Annotated in this window: 19 protein-coding genes, 7 tRNA genes and 1 riboswitch; of the genes, 13 read left to right on the top strand and 13 right to left on the bottom strand. The window is 43.7% G+C overall.

What is annotated here, in order from left to right:
• Window positions 1–2: 2 nt before the first annotated feature.
• Window positions 3–1253, bottom strand: coding sequence for a uracil permease (gene uraA, locus H8Z79_RS09020; RefSeq protein WP_118039077.1), 1251 nt, complete (start codon window positions 1251–1253; stop codon window positions 3–5).
• 388 nt (window positions 1254–1641) lie between these two features.
• Here uraA and H8Z79_RS09015 point away from each other — a divergent pair, with 388 nt between their 5' ends.
• The 6 genes from H8Z79_RS09015 to H8Z79_RS08990 all read left to right on the top strand — a co-directional run bounded on the left by H8Z79_RS09015 (window position 1642) and on the right by H8Z79_RS08990 (window position 5158).
• Window positions 1642–1842, top strand: coding sequence for a hypothetical protein (locus H8Z79_RS09015; protein ID WP_015543263.1), 201 nt, complete (start codon window positions 1642–1644; stop codon window positions 1840–1842).
• Window positions 1843–2009: 167 nt separating this feature from the next.
• Window positions 2010–2321 carry a rhodanese-like domain-containing protein gene (locus tag H8Z79_RS09010; protein WP_118039225.1) on the top strand — a complete coding sequence of 104 codons (312 nt, stop codon included), beginning with the start codon at window positions 2010–2012 and terminating at the stop codon, window positions 2319–2321.
• Window positions 2322–2410: 89 nt separating this feature from the next.
• Entirely contained in the window at window positions 2411–2956 is a 546-nt protein-coding gene (gene yfcE / locus H8Z79_RS09005) for a phosphodiesterase (protein WP_015543265.1), read from the top strand.
• Window positions 2953–4104, top strand: coding sequence for a THUMP domain-containing class I SAM-dependent RNA methyltransferase (locus tag H8Z79_RS09000; RefSeq protein WP_118039078.1), 1152 nt, complete (start codon window positions 2953–2955; stop codon window positions 4102–4104). The genes yfcE and H8Z79_RS09000 overlap by 4 nt, the downstream gene beginning before the upstream one ends.
• A complete protein-coding gene (locus tag H8Z79_RS08995; RefSeq protein ID WP_118039079.1) occupies window positions 4101–4685 on the top strand; it encodes an XTP/dITP diphosphatase in 585 nt (194 codons plus the stop codon). The genes H8Z79_RS09000 and H8Z79_RS08995 overlap by 4 nt, the downstream gene beginning before the upstream one ends.
• Entirely contained in the window at window positions 4682–5158 is a 477-nt protein-coding gene (locus H8Z79_RS08990) for a metallophosphoesterase family protein (protein WP_118039080.1), read from the top strand. Before H8Z79_RS08995 ends, H8Z79_RS08990 begins: the two co-directional genes overlap by 4 nt.
• 271 nt (window positions 5159–5429) lie before the next feature.
• Here H8Z79_RS08990 and H8Z79_RS08985 read toward each other — a convergent pair.
• The 7 genes from H8Z79_RS08985 to H8Z79_RS08955 all read right to left on the bottom strand — a co-directional run bounded on the left by H8Z79_RS08985 (window position 5430) and on the right by H8Z79_RS08955 (window position 6110).
• Window positions 5430–5510: transfer RNA gene (locus tag H8Z79_RS08985), tRNA-Leu, on the bottom strand.
• 83 nt (window positions 5511–5593) lie between these two features.
• A tRNA-Lys gene (locus H8Z79_RS08980) sits at window positions 5594–5666 on the bottom strand.
• 11 nt (window positions 5667–5677) lie between these two features.
• Window positions 5678–5749: transfer RNA gene (locus H8Z79_RS08975), tRNA-Gln, on the bottom strand.
• 8 nt (window positions 5750–5757) lie between these two features.
• Window positions 5758–5831 (bottom strand) — tRNA-His (locus H8Z79_RS08970).
• A 5-nt stretch (window positions 5832–5836) separates the two neighbouring features.
• Window positions 5837–5910 (bottom strand) — tRNA-Arg (locus H8Z79_RS08965).
• A gap of 23 nt (window positions 5911–5933) precedes the next feature.
• Window positions 5934–6004: transfer RNA gene (locus tag H8Z79_RS08960), tRNA-Gly, on the bottom strand.
• A gap of 31 nt (window positions 6005–6035) precedes the next feature.
• Window positions 6036–6110 (bottom strand) — tRNA-Pro (locus H8Z79_RS08955).
• Window positions 6111–6386: 276 nt separating this feature from the next.
• Between H8Z79_RS08955 and H8Z79_RS08950 the strand changes: the two genes are divergently transcribed.
• The 3 genes from H8Z79_RS08950 to H8Z79_RS08940 all read left to right on the top strand — a co-directional run bounded on the left by H8Z79_RS08950 (window position 6387) and on the right by H8Z79_RS08940 (window position 7785).
• Window positions 6387–7121: a sigma-70 family RNA polymerase sigma factor gene (locus H8Z79_RS08950; protein ID WP_118039081.1), complete on the top strand. Its 735-nt coding sequence runs from the start codon at window positions 6387–6389 to the stop codon at window positions 7119–7121.
• 104 nt (window positions 7122–7225) lie between these two features.
• Window positions 7226–7600 (top strand): metal-dependent transcriptional regulator, encoded by a 375-nt coding sequence (locus H8Z79_RS08945; RefSeq protein WP_015543269.1) that lies wholly within the window; start codon window positions 7226–7228, stop codon window positions 7598–7600.
• 20 nt (window positions 7601–7620) lie between these two features.
• Window positions 7621–7785: a hypothetical protein gene (locus tag H8Z79_RS08940; RefSeq protein WP_182279205.1), complete on the top strand. Its 165-nt coding sequence runs from the start codon at window positions 7621–7623 to the stop codon at window positions 7783–7785.
• A 78-nt stretch (window positions 7786–7863) separates the two neighbouring features.
• Here H8Z79_RS08940 and H8Z79_RS08935 read toward each other — a convergent pair whose 3' ends face one another.
• From H8Z79_RS08935 to H8Z79_RS08920, 4 genes are all read right to left on the bottom strand, one after another.
• Window positions 7864–8766 (bottom strand): DMT family transporter, encoded by a 903-nt coding sequence (locus tag H8Z79_RS08935; RefSeq protein ID WP_118039226.1) that lies wholly within the window; start codon window positions 8764–8766, stop codon window positions 7864–7866.
• Window positions 8767–8932: 166 nt separating this feature from the next.
• Window positions 8933–10309: an NCS2 family permease gene (locus H8Z79_RS08930; RefSeq protein ID WP_118039082.1), complete on the bottom strand. Its 1377-nt coding sequence runs from the start codon at window positions 10307–10309 to the stop codon at window positions 8933–8935.
• Window positions 10310–10343: 34 nt separating this feature from the next.
• On the bottom strand, window positions 10344–11630 hold the full coding sequence (locus H8Z79_RS08925) for an amidohydrolase family protein (protein ID WP_118039083.1): 1287 nt from the start codon (window positions 11628–11630) through the stop codon (window positions 10344–10346).
• Between the two features lie 67 nt (window positions 11631–11697).
• Window positions 11698–11793: riboswitch (purine riboswitch) on the bottom strand.
• A gap of 174 nt (window positions 11794–11967) precedes the next feature.
• The gene (locus H8Z79_RS08920) at window positions 11968–13200 is read right to left on the bottom strand and encodes an argininosuccinate synthase (RefSeq protein WP_072522947.1); all 1233 of its coding nucleotides are present in this window, start codon (window positions 13198–13200) and stop codon (window positions 11968–11970) included.
• Window positions 13201–13637: 437 nt separating this feature from the next.
• Between H8Z79_RS08920 and argC the strand changes: the two genes are divergently transcribed.
• The 4 genes from argC to H8Z79_RS08900 are packed head-to-tail and all read left to right on the top strand — an operon-like array spanning window position 13638 to window position 18059.
• The gene (gene argC, locus H8Z79_RS08915; RefSeq protein WP_015543274.1) at window positions 13638–14678 is read left to right on the top strand and encodes an N-acetyl-gamma-glutamyl-phosphate reductase; all 1041 of its coding nucleotides are present in this window, start codon (window positions 13638–13640) and stop codon (window positions 14676–14678) included.
• Window positions 14679–14732: 54 nt separating this feature from the next.
• Window positions 14733–15956: a bifunctional glutamate N-acetyltransferase/amino-acid acetyltransferase ArgJ gene (argJ, locus tag H8Z79_RS08910; protein ID WP_118039084.1), complete on the top strand. Its 1224-nt coding sequence runs from the start codon at window positions 14733–14735 to the stop codon at window positions 15954–15956.
• 23 nt (window positions 15957–15979) lie between these two features.
• Window positions 15980–16876 (top strand): acetylglutamate kinase, encoded by an 897-nt coding sequence (argB, locus tag H8Z79_RS08905; protein ID WP_015543276.1) that lies wholly within the window; start codon window positions 15980–15982, stop codon window positions 16874–16876.
• Window positions 16869–18059: an aspartate aminotransferase family protein gene (locus H8Z79_RS08900; protein WP_334291041.1), complete on the top strand. Its 1191-nt coding sequence runs from the start codon at window positions 16869–16871 to the stop codon at window positions 18057–18059. The genes argB and H8Z79_RS08900 overlap by 8 nt, the downstream gene beginning before the upstream one ends.
• A gap of 14 nt (window positions 18060–18073) precedes the next feature.
• Here H8Z79_RS08900 and H8Z79_RS08895 read toward each other — a convergent pair whose 3' ends face one another.
• Window positions 18074–18448, bottom strand: a complete 375-nt coding sequence (locus H8Z79_RS08895; RefSeq protein ID WP_015543278.1) for a metal-dependent transcriptional regulator — start codon at window positions 18446–18448, stop codon at window positions 18074–18076.
• Window positions 18449–18671 lie beyond the last annotated feature (223 nt).

Below are 18671 nucleotides of genomic sequence, written 5' to 3'. Positions count from 1 at the left end.
CATTATAAGTCGTTAGTAAGACGTAATTTGTCAAGAATATAGAAAATAAGGCTCAGGATCATGGCAACCACACACGCAAGAACCATTCCTGTAAGCTTGACATTTCCGAGATTCAGTGCGATTCCGGAAAGACCGACGATGAAAACAACAGAGGTCAGCGCGAGATTACGGGATTTGCTGTAATCTACCTGATTATCAACCAGCATACGCAGACCGGAAGTTCCGATCATACCATACAGCAGGAATGAAATCCCGCCGATAACAGGTCCCGGAATCGTGTTGATCAGGGCGGCAAGTTTACCGAGGAAAGAACAGCAGATGGAAAGAACTGCAGCGCCTCCGATAACCTGTACACTGTAGACTTTTGTCATTGCCATGACACCGATGTTTTCTCCGTATGTTGTAGTCGGTACGGAACCGAGACATCCGGAAATCGTAGTAGAAAAGAAGTCCGCAAAAAGAGAACGGTGAAGTCCCGGATCTTTCAGAAGATCTTTGCCTACGATCTTGCTTGTTACGATCTGATGTCCGATGTGTTCGGAAGTTACCAGAAGCAGTGCCGGAAGAATAGTAAGGATGGCTTCCAGATTAAATATCGGTGTTTGAAAATTTGGAAGTGCGAAGAAAGCCGCTTCCTTTACTGCGGTGAAATCAAGGATTCCACATGCGGCAGCAGCAACATAACCTGCGATGATCGCGATCAGGATCGGAATAACGGACAGGAAACCGCGGAAAAGGATCTGGCCGAATACGGCAACTCCGAGTGTGATCAGGAACACAATTACATTTTTCATATCAATGTTTTCGTCCAGAAGACCGGCTGTGCTGGCAGCGCTTCCGGCAAGTTCCAGACCGATCAGTGCCACAACAGGTCCCATAGCTGCGGTTGGAAGAACAATGTCGATCCAGTTTGTTCCGCACTGACGGATGATCAGCGCAACGATCATTCCGCAGATACCGAGAACCACAAAACCGCCCAGTGCGTACTGGAAACCGAATTTTGATGCAACCAGAAGCCCCGGTGACAGGAATGCAAAGCTGGAACCCAGGTAAGCAGGTGCCTTGCCTTTGGTGATCAGAATAAATAAAAGTGTTCCGACACCGTTCATCAGAAGAACGATGGCAGGGTTGATTCCAAACATAAACGGAACCAGAACAGAAGCGCCGAACATGGCAAACATGTGCTGGATACTTAAAGGAATCAACAGATTAACAGGTACTTTGTCCTCTACTTGGATGATTTTTCTCTCCACTTTACCCTCTCTTTCTCATCTGCCCAAAGCAGATAAACTCAAATTCCAGACAATTATAACACAGCGCGGTTACTATGGGAACTTATTGACGAAATGTTGTTGCTTTTTTCAATAATTTATATTATAATCATCAGTGTAAAAAGGATTTACCCTTCAAAAATTCTTTTTTACATAACCCCTTATTTAATTATTTATACTCCCCTTGAAAGACCTGGTAGCTCCCCTACCGGGTCTTTCTCTTTGTCATTTTATAATTGTAAAAAATGAAATGGATAATATTGGAAAGACGAATATTATTTCGTAAAATTCTGAATAAACTTTCAGGTTCGAGGAACAATAACTGATGTAATGAAGTTGCATTACAAAATGAACCAGGAGGAATGTACAAATGGCAAAAAATTATGAGAGTGAAAACAAGGCAAAAAACTATACGGCTGACAAAACTTCCAACAGCAGAAATGCAATGGACAGCCAGAACTGCGGAAAAAACAGCTCAAAGAACGCTTCCAGAAACAGCTCAAAGAACAAAGCTTCCAATGCATATGATGCATACGACAAAACACAGGATGATTATTCTGACAGATACTAAAGAGAATTGCAGGTAAGATTTTCCCTTCTTATCAGAGAGGCCGACAGAGGTTGGCCTCTTTTTTCGAGTTTGCGAAAATAATAATTTTATATAGAGGAATGGAAGCTGATGAAACTGCACACACAAAAAGACAGGGACATATGATAAATAAAAAAGGAAGGTTTGTCATGTTTCCGATTGAGACGATTTCTGCGAAGATGCTTGATTATTATGTCGGGCGTTCGGATGCGTTGATCATAGACCTGCGGGATACGGTTTCTTATCACAAAAGTCATGTAAAAGGAGCAGTTAATGTTCCGTATGGAGAACTGGAAAATGGATATGCTTTTCCAAAAGAAAAAATGATTGTTTTTTACTGCGACAGAGGTGGTGCCAGTATGGCGGCGGCAAGGGAATTTGTGCGCAGAGGATACAAAACACGATCGGTCATAGGAGGATTTGCGGCATACAGAGGAAGAAATCTTGTAATTTCCAGATAACCATGATAAGGTAGAATGTAAAGAATAACTGCTGGTGCAGCCCGGGCAGGAGCTGTGGGAGTGAATCGGCAGAGCAGAGGAGAATTTATATGAAATACATGTTTGCATCTGATGTGCATGGTTCGGCATATTATTGCCGTAAAATGCTGGAAACATATAAAAAAGAACAGGCAGAACGCCTGGTATTACTGGGCGATCTGCTTTACCACGGACCCAGAAATGATCTTCCGAAGGAGTATGCTCCGAAGGAAGTGATCAAAATGCTTAACGGTATGAAGCAGGAAATCTATGCAGTACGTGGTAACTGCGAAGCAGAGGTAGACCAGATGGTACTGGAATTTCCGGTGATGGCAGATTATTGCATTCTGGCAATCGACGGGCTGACTTTTTATGCGACACATGGACATGTCTATAATGAAAATAATCTTCCGCCGTTTTGTCCGGGAGATATCCTGATCCATGGACATACACATGTGTTGAAAGCAGAGCAGAGAGAGAATTACATCCTTCTGAATCCGGGTTCCGTATCTATTCCGAAAGAAGGAAATCCGCCGACTTATGCGGTTCTGGAGGATAAAGTTTTTACGATTAAAGATTTTGACGGAAATATTGTCAAAGAAATGAGGCTCGGATGAAATATATGGAATTGATCGCACCATGCCATTTTGGTATGGAGGCAGTGCTGAAGCGCGAGATCCTTGATCTGGGATACGAGATCAGCAAAGTAGAAGATGGTAAAGTAACTTTTCTTGCCGATGCGGAGGGAATCGCACAGGCGAATATGTTCCTTCGTACGACAGAGAGGATCCTTCTCAAAGCAGGAGAGTTTAAAGCGGTCACATTTGATGAACTTTTTGAAAAAACAAAAGCAATCCCGTGGGAAGAATATATTCCGAAAGACGGTAAATTCTGGGTGGCAAAGGCAAACTCCGTGAAGAGTGCGTTGTTCAGCCCATCTGATATTCAGTCCATTATGAAAAAAGCAATTGTTGAAAGACTGAAAAGCGTTTATGGAATTTCATGGTTCCAGGAAGATGGGGCAAGCTTCCCGATCCGTGTTTCTTTTATGAAAGATATTGCAACGATCGGCATCGATACTTCCGGTGTTTCCCTTCATAAGAGAGGGTATCGTCAGATGACTGTCAAGGCTCCGATCACTGAAACACTTGCAGCAGCGCTTATCATGCTGACTCCATGGAATAAAGACAGAATCCTTGTCGACCCGTTTTGCGGAAGTGGTACTTTCCCGATTGAGGCGGCAATGATCGCGGCAGATATGGCACCGGGAATGAACCGTTCTTTCCTTGCAGAAGACTGGAAACATCTGGTTCCGCGTAAATGCTGGTATGATGCGCTTGAGGAAGCGCAGGATCGCGTCAATACAGATATCCGGACAGATATTCAGGGATATGACATTGATTCCGAGGCGCTGAAAGCGGCACGTTCCAATGCAAAGATGGCAGGTGTGGACGGACTGATTCATTTTCAGCAGCGTGCAGTAAAGGATCTCAGCCATCCGAAGCCGTATGGTTTTATTATCACCAATCCACCTTATGGCGAGCGGCTGGAAGAGAAAGAAGCACTCTCACAGCTTTACCGTGAGATAGGGGAGAGTTATAATCGTCTGGATAAATGGTCGATGTATCTGATCACATCCTATGACAGGGCGGAGAACGACATTGGAAGAAAAGCGGACAAGAACCGTAAGATATACAACGGAATGCTGAAAACATATTACTACCAGTTTTTAGGTCCGAAACCGCCAAGGAGGAAAAAAGATTGAAAAAAGTAATTTTTGCAACAGGAAATGAGGGGAAAATGAAAGAGATCCGTGAAATTCTGGGGGATCTTGATATCGAACTTCTTTCCCTAAAAGATGCCGGTATTCATGCAGATATCGTAGAAGATGGCAAAACTTTTGAGGAGAATGCGCAGATCAAGGCAAAAGCTATCTGTGAGCTTACAGGTGAGATTGTGCTGGCAGATGATTCCGGACTTGAGATTGATTATCTGAATAAAGAACCGGGAATTTATTCTGCGCGTTATATGGGGGAAGATACTTCTTACCACATCAAGAATGCGAAGCTGATCGAACGACTGGAAGGTGTGCCGGACGAAAAGAGGACTGCAAGATTTGTATGTGCCATTGCAGCAGCCTTCCCTGATGGAAGTGTGAAGACTGTACGCGCAGCGATGGAAGGCCGGATCGGATATAAAGAGAGCGGAGAAAACGGCTTCGGTTATGATCCAATCTTTTATCTTCCGGAATATGGCTGTACTTCAGCAGAAATTTCCATGGAAGAAAAAAATAAGATCAGCCACAGAGGAAAGGCACTGCGGGCAATTAAGGATGAACTTCGATGAAGGTACTGATCGTCAGTGACACACATGGCCGTGATGAAAATCTGGAGCATGTGGTAATGAATGAAGCACCGTTTGATATGTTTGTACATTGTGGTGATGTGGAAGGCAGAGAAATCTTTATTGAGGCACTTGTGGAATGTCCGTGCTGCATTGTGTCGGGAAATAATGATTTCTTTTCGGATCTTCCGAGAGAAGAGGAGATTGAGCTCGATGGAAATAAAGTGCTGGTGACGCACGGGCACTATTATGGAGTATCGATGGATATTTCCGGTGTGGCGGAAGAAGCTGCGTCCAGAGACTGTCAGGCGGTCTTTTTTGGACATACACACAAGCCGGTCGTTGAGGAAATAGATGGAGTACTTGCAATTAATCCCGGAAGTCTGTCTTATCCGAGGCAGCATGGCAGAAGACCAAGTTATGTTGTCTTAGAAAGCAAAAATGGAAAGATGTCGGCGGAGATTCGATATTTGTGATGAACGAGCCACTGTTCTGCAGAAGAATGTGAAACTGCAGGAGAGTGGCTTTTATGTTGCCGGAAAAATTTTGCACGGGGATGACTTAGAGAAAAATAAGTGCCGGAGGAGTCAATGAAATTTGCGGGCTACGGATGACTTGCTGAAGAGTAAGTAGAAATTAAATCAAAGAATTGGCAAAATCTGAATGATTTAAATAAGAGTAACAGAATCGAGGGTCAATCTGATTGGCAGAATGAAAAAAGAGACCGGTCAGGTCCCTTTTCGGTAGTGCGGATAACAGGAGTTGAACCTGCACGTCATAGACACCAGAACCTAAATCTGGCGCGTCTGCCAATTCCGCCATATCCGCTTATGTGTATTTAGATATGCAACTTCCGTATTTTTTATACAGGTATTGAAAAAGCACTATCAAGACGATAGTGCTCATTTCAATGAGACATCGGGGATTCGAACCCCGGACAACTTGATTAAAAGTCAAGTGCTCTACCAACTGAGCTAATATCCCATATTAAAAGACTGGGCTAGCTGGATTCGAACCAGCGAATGCAGCAGTCAAAGTGCTGTGCCTTACCGCTTGGCGATAGCCCAAAAGGCAGGGTGGATACAGGGATTCGAACCCTGGGCCTCCAGAGCCACAATCTGGCGCGCTAACCAACTGCGCTATACCCACCACAGCGTGCCTGAAGGGATTCGAACCCCCGACCCACGGCTTAGAAGGCCGTTGCTCTATCCAGCTGAGCTACAGACACATTTCTCTGCTATCTTACAGAGAAGCGGGTGATGGGAATCGAACCCACGTATCCAGCTTGGAAGGCTGGTGTTCTACCATTGAACTACACCCGCATGGTCGCTGAAACGGTATTTGTTTACAGCATCGGGGTGACAGGATTCGAACCTGCGGCCTCCTGGTCCCAAACCAGGCGCTCTAGCCAAGCTGAGCCACACCCCGTTAACGGTATTTAGTTGTCCGCGTTTTGCTTTGTCGCTCGACGCAAGACATATTATATTATAGCAATATTCAAATGTCAACAACTTTTTTTATATTTTTTTCAAAAAAAGTTTGAATATCGCAGGAAGCCTTATTTTTCAAGGCTTTTCGGATGAAAAAAGTTTTTGATTTTTATAAAATCAGAATAAAAAACATCGAAATGAGATACATTTAGTTGGAAAAAATACAGAAGAATGTTACAATAAAAAACAGCCAAAAGAAATAAGGAGAATCAAAATGAACGTACAGGAGTTTCAGAATAAATTAAAAGAAATTCAGGAAATTGCGAAACAGAATAAAAATACATTAAAAGCAGCTGACATTCGAGATGTTTTTGACGGCTGTGATCTTGATAAGAATCAGCTTAGCGGGGTGTTGAAATATCTGACTTCTCAGGGAATTATGATTGAAGGGATGGAGAAGGCTGAAAAAACTGCGAAAGAGCCGGAATACAAGAAGGTTCCGCTGACACAGGAGGAAGAATCATACCTTCATGATTATCTGGATAACCTGCCTGTTGTTGCAGATGTTGATCTTAACGACTTGTTTGAGCAGCTTTCGAAGGGAGAGCAGCCTGCTGTGCAGACACTTGCTTCTTATTATATGAAGGCGACGGCAGAGATTGCTGCGGATATGAATGCGGAGGAAATTCTTTTTGCAGATCTGATTCAGGAGGCGAACTTAAGCCTGATTCAGGCATTGGATAATGCCGGTGAAGAACTTCGTGACGAAGCATGGCTTCTTGGTGAAGTACGGAAAGGTATACGTCAGGTGATCGAAGAGCAGACACAGGTGAAATTTGCCGATGACAGTCTGGTTGCCCGGGTAGAAAAGCTTGAGAGCGCTGTCCGTGAGCTGAATGATGATGAGGACGATAAAAATGCGTTCAGTATTGAAGAACTTGCAATTATTCTGGATATGAAGGTCGACGAGATTCGGGATGTCCTTCGCCTGACAGGTGATGATAAATAAATTTTATGAAGTTAGCTGAGAAAAACAATCAGTTGGGATTTCGGGTATTTTGTTGAATACTGAGTAAAGTTGTGGTATTATAAAGCCATATGGGAGGTATTTTTATGCAAATCAGAGAATCGGCAGAGGATTACCTTGAGGCGATCCTTATATTGTCAAGAAAAGGCGGCGGGGTTCGTTCCGTTGATATAGCCACAATGCTCGGGGTATCCAAGCCAAGTGTCAGCCATGCGATGAAACTTCTCAGGGAAGATGGATATATTGCAATGGACCGTTATGGTACAGTGACACTGATGGAAAAAGGTGCAGAGATTGCCAACAGGATTTATGAGAGACATACTGTTCTGACAAAGATGCTTGAGGGATTAGGGGTATCAGCAGATACTGCGAGATGTGATGCATGCAAGATGGAGCATGATGTCAGTGATGAAAGTTTTGAGAAGATCAAAGAGCATTTGAGAGCGAAAGGTGAAATTTAAGTAGAATATAAAAGGTCATCATGATCAGAATTGAAAATGTAACAATTCTGAAAGTGATGACCTTTTTTGTAATAGGAAATTACTCCGTAATGTTCCTATTACAAAAAAACGCTCCGCGAGGATGCGACCAGATGCATGAGGAATATGTCTGCTTAAGCAGACTGCATCTGGCGCGCAAAGCGTAGCAAGTCCCTCAAAGATTGAGGGATTCAGGGAGTTTGAAGCGGACTTGTCCGCTTTGTTTATGGAAAAATGTCTGGTATTTATAAAACTGCAGATTCTTTTTGCGGCAGCTGTGCAAGAATGATCGCACCAAACATCAGAACACAGCCAAAGATTTCACGGCTGCTTAAGTGCTGTCCGAGGATTATCCATCCGGCAAGCACGGAAATACAGGATTCCAGGCTGAGAATCAGGGAAGCGACTGTCGGGTTCATGTTTTTCTGGCCGACGATCTGCAGGGTATAAGCCACACCGCTTGACATAACTCCGGCATAAAGAATCGGAAGCCATGCAGCGAGGATTCCGGAAAGATTCGGATGCTCAAAAAGCAATGCCGGGACACCGGACAGGATGCCGCAGACCAGAAACTGGATGCAGGACATTTTTACTCCATCAACGAGCGGAGAAAAATGATCAATAACCAAAATATGACCGGAAAAAAGAACTGCACAGATGATCAGAAGAAGTTCACCTTTGCCGACTGCAAGCCCCTCTCCAGGCGTCAGACACAGGAGATAAAGTCCGTACAGAGAAAGCAGGACTGCAATCCAGATAAAGGGACTGCATTTCTTTTTCAGGAAAATACCGATGATCGGAACAATGATGATGTAGCATGCAGTAATAAAACCGGCTTTTCCAACTGTTGTGTATTTAATACCAAACTGCTGAAAATTACTTGCAAGACAGAGCATGATACCACAGCAGATGCCTCCGATAAGCAGCGTTTTGCGTCCGGATGCGGAAGATTCCCTCTTTTTTTCTGCTTCGGAATGTGTTTTGTCAAGTACTTTAATGACCGGAAGCAGGGTCAGTGCACCGATAAGATTTCGCACGGCATTAAATGTAAATCCGCCAATGTAGTCCATGCTGACACTCTGGGCGACAAAGGCGACACCCCATATGGTAGCGGTCAAAAGAAGCAGAAGCGAATTTCTGACCGGGATTGAATTCTCTTTTTTCATAATAGCAGTTCTCCTCATAGTTTCTCTCAAGTCTGTATCCATGTATTATATAGCATAGCTATACAATGTTAAAGAGTGAAAATAAAAAATGCAGGCCCTGTATGAGCAGGACCCGCATGAATAATTATAAAATCATAAATAATAAAAATCAGATGAAGATGTATTTCAGTATAAATAATACGGCAAGAATGTACATCAGGAGACTGATCTTCTTTTCTTTTGCCTTTCCTGTGATCACGTTAATGACAACGTAGGAGATAACTCCCATGGAGATACCTTCGGAAATACTGTACATAAACGGCATGGCGATGATTGCGATGAAACAAGGGATTGCTTCGGTCATGTCGTTGAAATCGATCTTTGTAACAGATGTCAGCATCAGATAACCAACTACGATCAGAGCCGGTGCAGTGGCAAAGGAAGGAATTGCCAGAAAGATCGGGGAAAGCAGAAGAGAAAGCGCAAACAGTACACCGGCTACCAGAGAAGTAAGACCGGTACGTCCGCCTTCTGCAACCCCGGAGGCACTTTCTACAAAGGTGGTAACGGTAGAAGTACCGCATACAGCGCCTACAGTTGTTCCGACAGCGTCAGAGAGGAGCGCGCCTTTGATCTTCGGAAGCTTACCGTCTTTATCGAGCATGTCGGCTTTGGATGCAACACCGATCAGGGTTCCGAGTGTATCGAACATGTCAACAAACAGGAATGCAAACATGATAACAACGAAATCCAGAGAAAATACGATCGAGAAATCCATCTTCATAAAGGTTGGCATCATACTTGGCACAGAGATTCCGTTTGAAAAATCCGGAAGCAGGCTGTAATAACCAAGATCTGCATTTGGCACATAAAGGTGTGTCAGCTGACAGATGATACCAAGGATCCATGTGATCAGGATTCCCCAGAGGATACCGCCTTTGACATTTTTTGCAAGGAGAATCGCAGTAACAAGGACACCGATCAGTGCAAGCAGTACTGTGATTCCCTGAGAAGAAAATGTTCCTTCTGCAACGGAAGATTTGAAAGAAAAGATGCTGACAAGTGTAGAATCATTTCCGACAACGATCTTTGCATTCTGCAGTCCGATAAATGCGATAAAGAGACCAATACCTACGGATACTGCATGTTTCAGGTTCATCGGGATGGAGTTGAAGATTGCTTCACGCACATTTGTAAGAGAAAGTAAAATAAAAATGATACCTTCTGCAAATACTGCAGCAAGCGCCTGCTGCCATGTATATCCCATACCGAGGACTACTGTGTAGGTGAAGTATGCGTTCAGGCCCATGCCGGGAGCAAGAACGAACGGATAGTTGGATAAAAGAGCCATCAGGCAGGTTGCGATAAATGCGGACAGTGCGGTTGCAGTAAAGACGGCACCGCGGTCCATGCCGGAAGCGGACAGGATGTTCGGATTGACAGCCAGAATGTAGGCCATTGTCATAAAGGTTGTGATTCCTGCCATCACTTCTGTTTTGACGTCGGTGTGGTTTTCCTTCAGGTGAAAGATTTTGTCAAGATTCATAAAAGTACCCCCTTCGTATTGTGCAGATCGTGCACTAAAAGATTTTGTTTCCGGAAACATACTTTCCGGTGATGCAATGATCATCTGAAAGATAGACAAGCCGCTCCAGCCGTTCTCGTGCAGAGAGCTGCTGAGGATGGCGGAGACTGCTGTCATCCAGAATCAGTGCATCAAACTCGTAGCCTTCCAGGAATGAGCCGACTTTTCCGAAAAATGCACCGCCGCCCATCGTGGCCATATAAAAGGCTTCTTCGAGAGAAAGCGGTTTGAGAGTGTCATCCACAAGCCTCCAGCGGAGTTTTGATACCTGAATGGCATCTGCGACTGCGCGGAGCATGGAGAGCGAATGACCGCCTGCGATATCAGTGCCGAGTCCGATGTGAAGTCCTTCATCGAGATAACGCCGTGCCGGTGCGATCCCGGAGGAAAGATTGGTGTTGGACTGTGGACAGTGGGCAATAAATATGCCGCGCTTTTTCATAAGGGAGATTTCTGCGTCAGAACTGTAGACACAGTGTGCCATGATGGTCGGACAGTTTTCGCCGCCAAAAAGACCAAACTGGTCATAGGCTTCCCCATAAAATGAAGTACCCGGACATAATTCTTTTACCCATGCGATCTCGCTTCGGTTTTCGGAAAGATGAGACTGTACCGGAAGACAATAAGTTCTCTGGATTTCCGCCAGACCGGTCATAAGTTCATCTGTGCAGGAAGGAGTGAAACGTGGGGTGAGAATCGGTTTGACATTCTCATATTTTCCTGCAGTATCAGTTAACCAGCGGACAGTATCCCGAACAGAAACAACAGCACTTTTTTCCTGAAGAGCGGCAGAGCCGTTGCGGTCCATATTTACTTTGCCGATGAAAGTCCTGAGACCGGTTTTCTCCATAAGGTCCATCAGAAGCTCAGTTGCCTCTACATGTAAAGTGCCAAAGACAGAAGCACGGGTAGTGGCGCTCTTTTTTATGTCATCGGCAAAAATAGTATAGGCTTTTGCAGCGTAGTCCGGATCCGAATATCTGGATTCTTCCGGGAATGTGACGGTGTTCAGCCAGTCAAGCAGCTCCAGATCCATATACATGCCGTGGAATGCATACTGCGGGGCATGCAGATGAAGATCAGTCATTCCGGGGATGATCAGACATGGACTGACATCGTGTACCGGAATACCGGAAAAATACTCCGGAAGCTTCGGGAAAACACCGACACTTCTGCCATCCTGACAGACAAGATAAGCGTCTTCAAGACAGGTCAGATGCCGGGAATCTGTGCTGAAACAGACGGCGCCTTTCAGTGCAAAAGTGGTTGGATTCTGTGTCATATAATCTACCTCCTTTTTGATAAACAGAGCTTTCCGCGCAAAAAAAATACCGAATATTTATGCCCGACAAGTTCCGCAAAGAACTTATAGACAACTATTACGGTAGTTGGTAGAAACGTCCAACCAATTATGGACCTATATAAGTTTCGTGATGTTGTTTATAAAATTATTATAAAATAGAGGGCGTTTTCTGTCAAATGCAATTTCAAGAATATATAGGATAATATTGCACAAAAATGTACACAAAATTTTATACAAAAAGTTAAAAGCAGAATTTCGGAGCAGATATAAAAAACCGACAGACGATAGACCGCCTGCCGGTTTGTAAGATCAATGATTATTTGTTGTTTTTATTTTTTTCTACTTCGAGTAATTTCATGGCACGAACTTTCAGCGGAAGACCAAACAGTGTGATGAATCCGTCTGCATCGTGGTGGTCATACATATCACCGGTAGTGAAGGATGCAAGAGATTCATTGTACAGGCTGTATGGAGAAGTGGTTCCTGCCTTAATGATGTTTCCTTTGTAAAGTTTGAGTTTTACTTCACCGGTAACATATTCCTGAGTGGATTTTACGAATGCTTTGATTGCATCGCAAAGTGGTGTGAACCATTTTCCTTCGTATACGACCTGAGCAAACTGGCTGCCGAGTTTCTTTTTGGCTTCCATGGTATCACGGTCAAGGCACAGCTCTTCGAGCTGTTCGTGAGCTGCCATCAGGATCGTTCCGCCAGGAGTTTCGTATACACCACGGGATTTCATGCCAACAACACGGTTTTCTACAATGTCAATGATACCGATGCCGTTTTCACCGCCGAGACGGTTCAGCTCTGTGATGATCTCAGAAACTTTCATTGCCTTGCCATTCAGTGTTTTTGGCACACCTGCTTCGAAAGTCATTGTGATCTCGGTTTCTTTATCCGGTGCTTTTTCAGGAGTAACACTTAATACAAGCATGTCATCATAGTTTGGAGCCTGAGAAGGATCTTCGAGTTCCAGACCTTCATGGCTGATGTGCCATAAGTTACGGTCACGGCTGTAGCTGTGGCTTGCGTCGAACGGAAGGTTGATTCCGTGAGCCTGACAGAATGCGATTTCATCTTCACGGGACTGCATGGTCCATACATCTGTCATTCTCCATGGAGCAATGATCTTGATGTCCGGAGCAAGTGCTTTGATTCCGAGCTCAAAACGGATCTGGTCGTTACCTTTACCGGTAGCACCGTGGCAGATTGCAACGGCATTTTCCTTACGTGCGATCTCAACAAGTTTCTTGGCGATTGCAGGACGTGCCATAGAAGTTCCGAGCAGATATTTATGCTCATATACAGCGCCTGCCTGTACGCAAGGCATTACATAGTTGTCGCAGAAATCATCAACAATGTCTTCGATGTATAATTTGGAAGCTCCGGAAAGTTTTGCTCTTTCGTCCAGACCATCCAGTTCGTTACCCTGTCCGCAGTTTACACAGCAGCAGATAACTTCATAATCAAAAGTTTCTTTCAGCCACGGGATCAGTGCTGTGGTATCAAGACCACCTGAATATGCAAGTACAACTTTTTCTTTCATAATATATTCCTCCTGAAAATAATTCTCTGCCTATTGGCAGATGCGCGAATGTTTGTTATTATAAAAGTTAAAAGATTCATACGCTTTAGCGTGATTTTGTGATAAAGCAGTGAATCATGTAACGATGTCGTTTCTCGACAAAAGGTAATATACAACATTTTTAATAAATATGCAATAGCAATCTATGAAAAAATTCAAAAAAATTTTGCATAAAAATACGCCATTAAATAGGAAATAACTAATAAAAACACATGAAAAATGAGAAAAATAAATGTAAAACAAGTGAAAAATATGTATTGCATATTATGCAAATTAGATGTATAATTTGCGCAGAGAATATCCCGTGAAGTATTTTGCAGGATACAGTATAATCATCATAGTTTATGTGGTTACCGGGAAGTAACTGCTAATTTGTGATTCAGGAGGAGAGAGAAAAAATGATCAAAGCAGGAATTATCGGAGCAACAGGATACGCTGGAAATGAGCTGGCAAGACTGCTCCTTGGACATAAAGAAGTAGAAGTGGCATGGTACGGATCAAGAAGTTACATTGATCAGAAATATGCAGATGTTTATCAGAACTTTTTTAAACTGATTGATGCAAAATGCATGGATGACAATATGGCAGCGCTTGCTGACGAAGTCGATGTGATTTTTACTGCTACACCACAGGGGCTTTGTGCATCACTTGTAAATGAAGAAATCCTTTCCAAAGCAAAGGTCATTGATCTGAGCGCGGATTTCCGTATTAAAGATGTAAAGAAATATGAAAAATGGTATGGCATCGAGCACAAAGCACCGCAGTTTATTGATGAGGCGGTTTACGGACTCTGCGAGATCAACCGTGAGGATATCAAAAAAGCAAGACTCATTGCGAACCCGGGATGTTATCCGACCTGTTCGACATTATCTGTCTACCCGCTTCTGAAAGAAGGGCTGATTGACCCGAATACGATCATTATCGATGCAAAATCAGGAACTTCAGGTGCCGGCAGGGGCGCAAAAGTAGCAAACCTTTACTGCGAAGTAAACGAAAACATCAAAGCATACGGCGTAGCAACACATCGTCATACACCGGAGATTGAAGACCAGCTCGGTTATGCATGCGGACAGGAAGTACTGATCAACTTCACACCACATCTGATTCCGATGAACAGAGGTATTCTGATCACAGCATATGCTTCTCTCAAAAAAGAAGTTTCTTATGAAGAGATAAAGGCGGCTTATGACAAATACTATGAAAATGAGACATTTGTTCGTGTTCTGGACAAAGATGTATGCCCACAGACAAAATGTGTAGAGGGCAGCAATTATGTTGATGTAAACTTCAAGATCGACCCGAGAACCAAACGTGTCATCATGATGGGGGCAATGGACAACCTTGTAAAAGGTGCAGCCGGACAGGCAGTGCAGAATATGAATCTGATGTTCGGATTTGACGAGGCAGAGGGACTTCACCAGATCCCGATGCTGCCGTAAAGAAACAGCATTATATATGAAAATATTTTATAACGCAGAGAGGAGCGTCTTATTATGAAGATCATTACCGGCGGAGTTACCGCAGCAAAAGGTTTCCGGGCAGCATCTACAGCAGCCGGAATCAAATATCAGGGAAGAACAGATATGGCGATGGTTTACAGTGAAAAACCATGTGTGGCAGCAGGAACTTTTACGACAAATATCGTAAAAGCAGCACCTGTAAAATGGGATCAGGATATCGTGTACAATCATCCGAGTGCGCAGGTGATCATCTGTAACAGCGGTATTGCTAATGCATGTACCGGCGAAGAAGGGTTTGGTTACTGCCGTGCGACTGCGAAAGCGGCAGCAGAAACTTTAAATGTAGATGAAAACAGCGTTCTTGTTGCATCTACCGGTGTTATCGGTATGCAGCTTCCAATCGAAAAGCTTTCTGCCGGTGTCAAAGCAATGGCCCCGAAGCTTCAGGGAACACTGGAAGCAGGAAATGATGCGGCGAAGGCAATCATGACAACTGATACAAAAGAAAAAGAAGTGGCTGTAGAGATTGAGGTTGGTGGTAAGACCGTTACGATCGGTGGTATGTGTAAAGGTTCCGGAATGATTCATCCGAATATGTGCACCATGCTTGGCTTTGTCACCACAGATGCATGCATTTCCAAAAAACTTCTGCAGGAAGCACTGAGCGAAGATGTAAAAGATACCTATAATATGGTATCTGTTGACGGTGATACTTCCACAAATGATACCGTACTTCTGCTTGCAAACGGTATGGCAGAAAACCCGGAGATTAATGAGAAAAACGAAGATTATCAGAAGTTCTGTGAGGCATTGAATTATATCAATACTACACTTGCAAAGAAAATTGCCGGTGACGGTGAGGGTGCAACGGCGCTGTTTGAGGTCAAGATCATTGGTGCCGAGAGCAAAGAACAGGCAGTAACTTTAAGTAAATCCATTGTTACGTCTTCGCTGACTAAAGCAGCAATTTACGGACACGATGCAAACTGGGGAAGAATCCTTTGTGCAATGGGATATTCCGGTGCACAGTTTGATCCGGAAAAAGTGAATCTTTATTTTGAAAGCAAAGCAGGAAAGATTCAGATCATCGAAAATGGTGTGGCAGTTAACTACAGCGAAGAAGAGGCAACAAAGATCCTTTCCGAAGATGCAGTGACAGCAATCGCCGATGTAAAGATGGGTGACTGCACAGCAACTGCATGGGGCTGTGACCTGACCTATGATTATATAAAAATTAACGCAGACTACCGGTCTTAAGTAAAAACGAGGAGATATGAAAAATGGTAAATCAGAAATATCTGGATAAAGCAGAAACTTTGATTGAAGCGCTTCCTTATATACAGCGTTTCAATCGTAAGATTGTAGTAGTAAAATACGGCGGAAGCGCAATGCTTGATGAAGAACTGAAAGCAAACGTTATCAAAGATGTAGTTCTTCTGAAACTTATCGGATTCAAACCGATCATCGTTCATGGCGGCGGTAAGGAAATCAGCCGCTGGGTCAATAAAGTCGGCATGGAACCACGTTTTGTCAATGGGCTGCGTGTGACAGATAAGGACACAATGGAGATTGCTGAGATGGTTCTTGCAAAAGTAAACAAAGAACTTGTCACACTGGTAGAATCTCTCGGTGTACAGGCAGTCGGCATCAGCGGAAAAGACGGCGGCCTTCTTCAGTGCCATAAGAAACTTTCCAAAGGCGAAGATATCGGCTACGTAGGCGATATCGAAAAAGTAAATCCGAAGGTACTTCAGGATCTTCTTGAGAGAGATTTCCTTCCGATTGTTTTTCCTGTTGGATTTGATACAAACTTTGATTCTTACAATATTAATGCGGACGATGCGGCATGCGCGATCGCAGAAGCTGTCCATGCAGAAAAGCTGGTTTTCCTTTCTGATATTGAAGGTGTATACAAGGACAAAGATGATCCGGATACACTGATCTCTGAGTTGCATGTACATGAAGCGGAAAAACTGATCAGCGAAGGTTATGTAGGTGGTGGAATGATCCCGAAACTTCAGAACTGCATAGATGCGATCGAAGAGGGTGTAAACAGAGTGCATATTCTGGATGGACGTATTCCGCACAGCCTCCTTCTGGAGATATTCACAAACAAAGGTATCGGAACAGCTATTTTGAGAGAAGACGGGGAGAAATATTACAATGAGTATGAATGAACAGATGAATCATGCAGAAGAAAACATTCTGCATACATATAATCGTTTCCCGGTCATGTTTGACCATGGCGAGGGATGTTATCTTTATGATACAGAGGGCAAAAAATATCTCGACTTTGCTGCCGGAATTGCAGTAAACTCACTGGGATATCATTATCCTGGCTATGATGAGGCTCTGAAAGCCCAGATCGACAAACTGACACATATTTCCAATCTTTATTATAATGAGCCGATGAGTGAAGCCGGAGAAAAACTGGTCAAAGCAAGCGGACTGTCCAAAACCTTCTTTACAAACAGTGGTACCGAAGCAATTGAAGGTGCGCTGAAAGCGGCACGTAAATATGCTTATACAAAATACGGCAAAGAAGCAGAAAAATACGAGATCATTGCGATGAATCATTCCTTCCATGGAAGAAGCATGGGAGCACTTTCTGTTACAGGAACTGAGCATTACAGAGAGCCGTTTGAGCCACTGATCGGTGGCGTGAAATTCGCAGATTTTAATGATCTGGACAGCGTCAAAGCGCAGATTACAGACAAAACATGTGCGATCATTACAGAAGTTGTACAGGGTGAAGGCGGAATTTATCCGGCGGAGAAAGAATTTCTTGAAGGGCTCCGTGCACTGTGTGATGAAAAAGACATCATTTTGATTTTTGATGAGATCCAGTGTGGGATGGGACGTACCGGATATTATTTTGCGTGGCAGTCATACGGCGTGAAACCGGATGTGATGACGTGTGCAAAAGCTCTGGGCTGCGGTGTGCCGGTCGGTGCATTTGTCCTCGGAGAAAAAGCAGCATCAGCATCTCTTATACCGGGAGATCACGGCACAACTTATGGTGGAAACCCGTTCGTATGCGCAGCTGTCAGCAAAGTGTTTGATATTTATGAAAAAGACGATATCCTTGCACATGTGCAGGAACTGACTCCGTATCTGGAAGAAAAACTGGATAAACTTGTGGATAAGTATCTGGTCGTAGCAGCCCGTCGTGGAAAAGGTTTCATGCAGGGACTGGTCATCACCGGAACAACAGTCGGAAGTATCGTTACAAAAGCACTTGAGAACGGACTTCTGGTAATTTCCGCAGGAAGCGATGTACTGCGTCTTGTACCACCGCTTGTGATCACAAAAGAAAATATCGACGAAATGGTCGAAAAATTAGAAAAGAGCCTGGCGTAATCGCCGGGCTCAAATTATTTCATATTGTTCAGATCAATGTGTTTCTTAATCGCTGCGAAGCTCTCAGAACTGATCACATGCTCGATCTTGCAGGCATCGTTAGCTGCAACGACCGGATTGACACCAAGCTTTTCCAGCCATTCAGAAAGGAAAAGATGACGTTCGTAGATTTTTTCGGCAGTTGCGCGCCCTGTCTCTGTAAGATAAAGATATCCTTCAGGAGATACGGTGATCTGATCTGTTTCGCGAAGCTTTTTCATTGCAACACTGACACTGGATTTCTTGAAGCCAAGTTCAGAGGCAACATCTACGGAACGTACAACCGGATGTGATTTGCTTAAGATTAAAATAGTTTCCAGATAATTTTCGGCAGATTCGTTTGTTTGCATTCCTTACACCCCAATTTCTTTTGATCTAATTGAAAATGATTCCTCATTTAGTTGCATAAAAATTCAAGATTATTCCTCAAATTTGTATTACTTTTATGATAACATATTTTGGCTGCAGAGACAACAAAAATGTCACTGTTCGCTTCGCTTACGGTAACGTAAAAGTTACTGTGATATATAGGCTCTTTTTGATAAATACCGGTTATATGATGCGAATATAAGT

The sequence above is a fragment of the Blautia intestinalis genome (assembly GCF_014297355.1).
Lineage (GTDB): Bacteria > Bacillota > Clostridia > Lachnospirales > Lachnospiraceae > Blautia_A > Blautia_A intestinalis.
Note: the sequence above shows the minus strand (reverse complement) of the source record. Positions and strands in the feature narration are given on the sequence as shown.

Bases quoted from the DNA above. Each gene is read 5' to 3' on its own strand.
- H8Z79_RS09015 (WP_015543263.1), top strand. From the start codon at position 1,642: ATGGCAAAAAATTATGAGAGTGAAAACAAGGCAAAAAACTATACGGCT.
- H8Z79_RS09010 (WP_118039225.1), top strand. From the start codon at position 2,010: ATGTTTCCGATTGAGACGATTTCTGCGAAGATGCTTGATTATTATGTC.
- yfcE (WP_015543265.1), top strand. From the start codon at position 2,411: ATGAAATACATGTTTGCATCTGATGTGCATGGTTCGGCATATTATTGC.
- H8Z79_RS09000 (WP_118039078.1), top strand. From the start codon at position 2,953: ATGAAATATATGGAATTGATCGCACCATGCCATTTTGGTATGGAGGCA.
- H8Z79_RS08990 (WP_118039080.1), top strand. From the start codon at position 4,682: ATGAAGGTACTGATCGTCAGTGACACACATGGCCGTGATGAAAATCTG.
- H8Z79_RS08950 (WP_118039081.1), top strand. From the start codon at position 6,387: ATGAACGTACAGGAGTTTCAGAATAAATTAAAAGAAATTCAGGAAATT.
- H8Z79_RS08945 (WP_015543269.1), top strand. From the start codon at position 7,226: ATGCAAATCAGAGAATCGGCAGAGGATTACCTTGAGGCGATCCTTATA.
- H8Z79_RS08940 (WP_182279205.1), top strand. From the start codon at position 7,621: ATGATCAGAATTGAAAATGTAACAATTCTGAAAGTGATGACCTTTTTT.
- H8Z79_RS08930 (WP_118039082.1), bottom strand. From the start codon at position 10,309: ATGAATCTTGACAAAATCTTTCACCTGAAGGAAAACCACACCGACGTC.
- H8Z79_RS08925 (WP_118039083.1), bottom strand. From the start codon at position 11,630: ATGACACAGAATCCAACCACTTTTGCACTGAAAGGCGCCGTCTGTTTC.
- H8Z79_RS08920 (WP_072522947.1), bottom strand. From the start codon at position 13,200: ATGAAAGAAAAAGTTGTACTTGCATATTCAGGTGGTCTTGATACCACA.
- argC (WP_015543274.1), top strand. From the start codon at position 13,638: ATGATCAAAGCAGGAATTATCGGAGCAACAGGATACGCTGGAAATGAG.
- argJ (WP_118039084.1), top strand. From the start codon at position 14,733: ATGAAGATCATTACCGGCGGAGTTACCGCAGCAAAAGGTTTCCGGGCA.
- argB (WP_015543276.1), top strand. From the start codon at position 15,980: ATGGTAAATCAGAAATATCTGGATAAAGCAGAAACTTTGATTGAAGCG.
- H8Z79_RS08900 (WP_334291041.1), top strand. From the start codon at position 16,869: ATGAATGAACAGATGAATCATGCAGAAGAAAACATTCTGCATACATAT.
- H8Z79_RS08895 (WP_015543278.1), bottom strand. From the start codon at position 18,448: ATGCAAACAAACGAATCTGCCGAAAATTATCTGGAAACTATTTTAATC.